We start from the raw sequence: 4377 nt of genomic DNA, 5'->3' as shown, positions 1-4377 counted from the left end.
GCGCGCTGCGCACGATCCTCGTTGTAGATGCCCAGGCCCTGCTGGATACGGTTGTTCGCATCCTGAATAGCGCCGTTGATCTGCGCGGAGACGCCCTCCAGGCCCGGGATCTGGACCTGGGACAGGATGCCCAGCGGGATAGCCAGCAGCAGCGGAGCGGACAGGCCGACCAGGGAAGCAATGCACTTGCCGTCCAGCTCGCTGGAGGAGCCCTTCTCCTGGACAGTCTCGCCCTGCTGGGTGATGTTGATGATCACCTTTTCCTTGCCCTGAAGCTTACCGTTCTCAACCGGAACGACCATCAGCTTCACGCCGCCGTCAAGGTGCGCACCCGGCAGGACGCGCAGCTTGCCGCCCTCGGAGACCTCGATCTCCTTACCCGGCTCGAGACGCTTCTTCTTGGTGCAGTCGTCGTTGTAGCAGACGTAGACCTCGACAGAGTTCTCGCCGCCCTTGACGTTGATGTCAATGCCCTTGTCCGGGGTGCCGTTGACGTCCAGCTGCGGCGGGGTCAGGCCCTCAGACGTACGCGGGATCTCCATCTCAACCAGACGGACCGGGTTGCCCTCGGAGTCGCGCTCCTCAACGAGGATGGAGCCGTGCTTGTCCTCGGTCGGCTGGATGAACAGCTGGCCCTTGGAGTCCGGCGCCGGGTTGGTGATCAGGTCCTTGCCGCGGACAACATGCAGGGTGTTGTTCTTACCCGGAACGATCTTGTCGTTGATGTTGCGCTCGTAGACGACGCGCTCCTCAACGAACTTCAGCGGGGTCGGCTGCTCCACGATCTCGATCGTGTGGCGCTTGACCACCTTGTCGTTCTTGTCCACCTCGACGACGGTGACGGTCTTGCCGATGGAGTCCTTGCCCTTCGGGGTCAGGACCCACTTGCCGGTCTTCTCGTCGAACTCGACGTTGACGTACTTCTCGCCCTCATCAATGCGAATCTCGTTCTTGTTGATGCGGGTGATGGTGAAGCTGCCGTCCTCGGTGAGCTTGAAGTTCTGCTCGCGGGACTCGGAGCTGCCGCCCTTGCCGTTACCGCCCGGGACCACGTCGATGTTGTAGATGACGTAGACGCCGCGGTCGTTCTTGATCTTGACCTGGGTGGTGCCCTTGGCGCCTTCCTTCGGGGTGACGATGAGGTTGTTGCCGTCCTTGGTCACCTCAACCAGGGACTCGTCGGTGATCTCGTAGTCGGAGCCCTCCGGGATGGTGAGGGTGAGCTTCGAAGACCAGTTGAGGGTGACGTCTTCTTCGCGCGGCTTCGACGGGGTGACGTCGATGGTCCAGCGCTGGAACGGCAGGTCGCGGGAGTTCAGGTTCTCAATGATGACCTGGCCCTCAGCGCCTTCCTTGAAGTAGACCTTGCCGTCCTCGATGCGGTCGATGAGGTGCTCGCCCTTGACAATGCGCTGGTTCTTGACCGAGATGTTGAGCTCGTCCTTGGACTCAGCCTCCAGGGTGCTCTCCTCGACCTCACCCTTGGTGACGTTGAGGGTCCACTCGGCGACGGTCTTACCGTTCGGGGACTTCTCAGCGACGACGATCTTGCCCTCGAAGCCCGGGTTCGGCAGCACGCGGTACTTGCCGTCCTCGGTCTTGACCAGGGTGGCGTTGTCCTTGCCCTCGATGATTTCGAAGGTGTTGCCCTCGTTGCCCGGCTTGAACTCGGCGGTGTTGCGGTCGTCCAGATCCTGGGTGAACTTCGGAACCTCGTACTCGTTCTGCTCCTGCGGCTTCGCCGAGATGGTGTAGACGCCGACCAGGACGCGGCCGTCCTTCGCGTTCTCGTCCGGAGCGTACAAGTTGAAGATGCCGGTGCCGTTGACCTTGTTGTGGATCTTGAAGCCGTTGTCGGTCTTCTCGATCTTCCAGTTGTCCTTGTTACCGTCAGTCTGTTCCAGCTCCCAGTCGTCGCCGGAGGTCTTAACGTCGACAGTGGTGCCCTCCTGGATGAGGTGGGTCTCAACGTCCACCAGGACGTTCACGCCCGGCTTGATGTCCAGGGTGTAGGTGTGGGTCTTGCCCTCAGCGTCCACAGCCTTGAGCACAACCTTGCCCTCGGCGCCCGGCTTCGGGGTGATGATCCAGAAGCCGTCGCGCTTCTCGATGGACTCGATGAGGTCCTCGCCGGAGACGATCTCCGGCTTGTTCTCAACGTTTTCAATCTCCAGCTTGTAGGAGTTGGCGTTACCGATCACGCGGGTCTGCGTGTACTTGTCGGAAGCGGCGTCGATGTTGAACTCGTAGACGTTCTTGTTGCCCGTCTTCTCGCCCTTGTCGTTCTTCTCAAACACCTCGATCTTGACGTTGCCCCTGAGCACGCCGTCGTTGATCTTGACGTTGAGCTTGCCGTCCTTCTCCTCGGTGGTGACCAGGCCCTTGCCGTCGGTGATCTCGTAGTCCCAGCCGGCCGGGATATCGATGCTCTGGTTCACACCGGCAACGCCCACGTTGAAGTAGTGGTTGTTCACGGTGACCTCACCGGTGGTCTCCACGGTGGTGGACTCGTTGACCACGTCGATGATGTACTCGTGGCGGTTGCCCTTGTTGTCCACGACAACGATGCGGACCTTGCCGCTGCCTTCCTTCTTCGGGGTGACCACGAGGACGGAGGTGCCGTCCTCACGGACCTCCTTGGTCACCTCGACCAGGCCGTTGGAGTCGTCGACGAAGTCGATCTCCCAGGAGCCCAGGTCCTTGACCTCGATCTCCTCGGACTTCTCGCTGAAGCGGAAGTCGAAGGCGTAGGAGTAGTGGCGGAAGTAGCGCTCGACCTCCTTGGTGGTGGTCTTCTCTTCGCGCTGGGTGCTGGTGACGGTGGTGGCCTCAGTCTTGGTCTCCGGTGCGCCGGTGACGGTGGAGGTCTCGGTCACGGTCGGCCCCGGAACCACGGTGGTCGAGGTGGAGGTGGAGGTGGACGGCTTCGGATCTTCCTCCACGTCCGGCTCAAAGCCCTCGAGGCCCGGCTGCGCGATGGTGACGATGCGCTGGTTGGTCGGCTCCTTGGACAGGTCCTCGTACACGTTATAGGAACGCGGCAGCAGGATGGTGACGTACTCGCCGTCCTTGACGTTCAGGCGGGAGGACGCAGCGTCGTTCTTGACCAGGTAGTAGTTGGCCTGGCCGGTCTGCTCGAAGTAGCTCTTACGCACCTCGAAGCCGGTCCACTGCAGGAACTGCTGCGGGGTCACCGGCTTCACGCCCGGCACGTGGACGTTCGGGTTGCCGGCAACCCAGCCGCGCAGGTCGTTCAGGGTCTGCTTGTTGTTGGACAGCAGCGCCTGCAGTGCCGAGTTCTTGGCCTTGGCATCGGCGTACTTGCCCTGCTTCAGGTCCGTGAGCATCAGCTTGGTCAGGTTAATGGCGGCACGCTCAATGTCCTCGTCGATCTTGAGGTTGCCGCCCATGTCGCCGTTAAAGCCGTAGAAGCCGGAGGTGCCGTCGAGCTTGCGCACCTCGTAGGCGGTGCTGGGCGTCGGGGTTGCAAGGTGGGCATCGATGCACCAGCCCGGGCCGAACGCGGTCTTGTACTGGCCAGACAGCCGGGCGTTGTCGTCCCAGACCTGCTTCTGGTTGTAGTCGACGACAGCCTGCTCAACGGAGTCGTCGAGAGTGGAGTACTGGCTAGTAATTCGCACGTCTGCGTCTGCGGCGGGAGCGACAACGGCTGCGCCACCGAATGCGACGGCACCGGCAACCATCGATGCCAGGATGCGCTTTTTCAGGTTTGCGTTATGCAACGTCATAGTCCTTCAACGTCTAGGGAGATATTCGAAGCAGCCTGGAGAAATCCTGAACACGGACCCCAAAACTGACAGACCCCTATTCAATCGCAATGAACCGACGAATAGAAGTCCTTAACCCCCCTGAAAGCCATAAAAGTCCAGATATTAAGACAAAACTCATAACTTCAACCCGCTGACCTCGACTTTTGTCCAACTTTTAAATACAAATAAATCGAGTGATCTTCACCACAAATCCAGCCATTGTTCAACAAACCGGTGCTGAAATGCCGAAAACCCGGTGCCGAGACGGCACCGGGTTTTACAGGTTAAGGGCAGGTCTTACTTGGCGGAATCCTGCTTCTCGGAAGAGGAAGAGGAGGAATCCTCAGCCTCGCCCTTATCAGCCTCAGCCTTGGACGGCTTGCCAGAGGAGCCGTACATCAGGAACTCGCTGTCAGTTGCCTTACCAAGCTGGTAGGAGGAGGTGGACTCTTCCTGGCCGCAGGCACGCATGACCTGATCAACGATGAGCAAGCCGACAGTGATCGCGCCGAGAGCGCCGGCAGCCATGCCGAGCTGCTCGGTGTTAACGCCCTGGAACGCACTCTGGAAGCCAGCAGCGCGCTGCGCACGATCCTCGTTGTAGATG

2 protein-coding genes are annotated in these 4377 nt (G+C 60.4%); both read right to left on the bottom strand.

Annotated features, from left to right (window positions below):
- Window positions 1-3743 (bottom strand): hypothetical protein (locus tag HMPREF2791_RS01120; RefSeq protein WP_210400141.1); only part of this gene is annotated, 3743 nt, incomplete at its 3' end.
- A gap of 324 nt (window positions 3744-4067) precedes the next feature.
- The coding region (locus HMPREF2791_RS11985; RefSeq protein WP_168168282.1) for a hypothetical protein at window positions 4068-4377 on the bottom strand (310 nt) is incomplete at its 5' end.

It is taken from the genome of Corynebacterium sp. HMSC034A01 (genome assembly GCF_001838175.1).
Lineage (GTDB): Bacteria > Actinomycetota > Actinomycetes > Mycobacteriales > Mycobacteriaceae > Corynebacterium.
The sequence above is the reverse complement of the archived record's forward strand: the minus strand, read 5'-3'. Positions and strand labels throughout refer to the sequence as shown.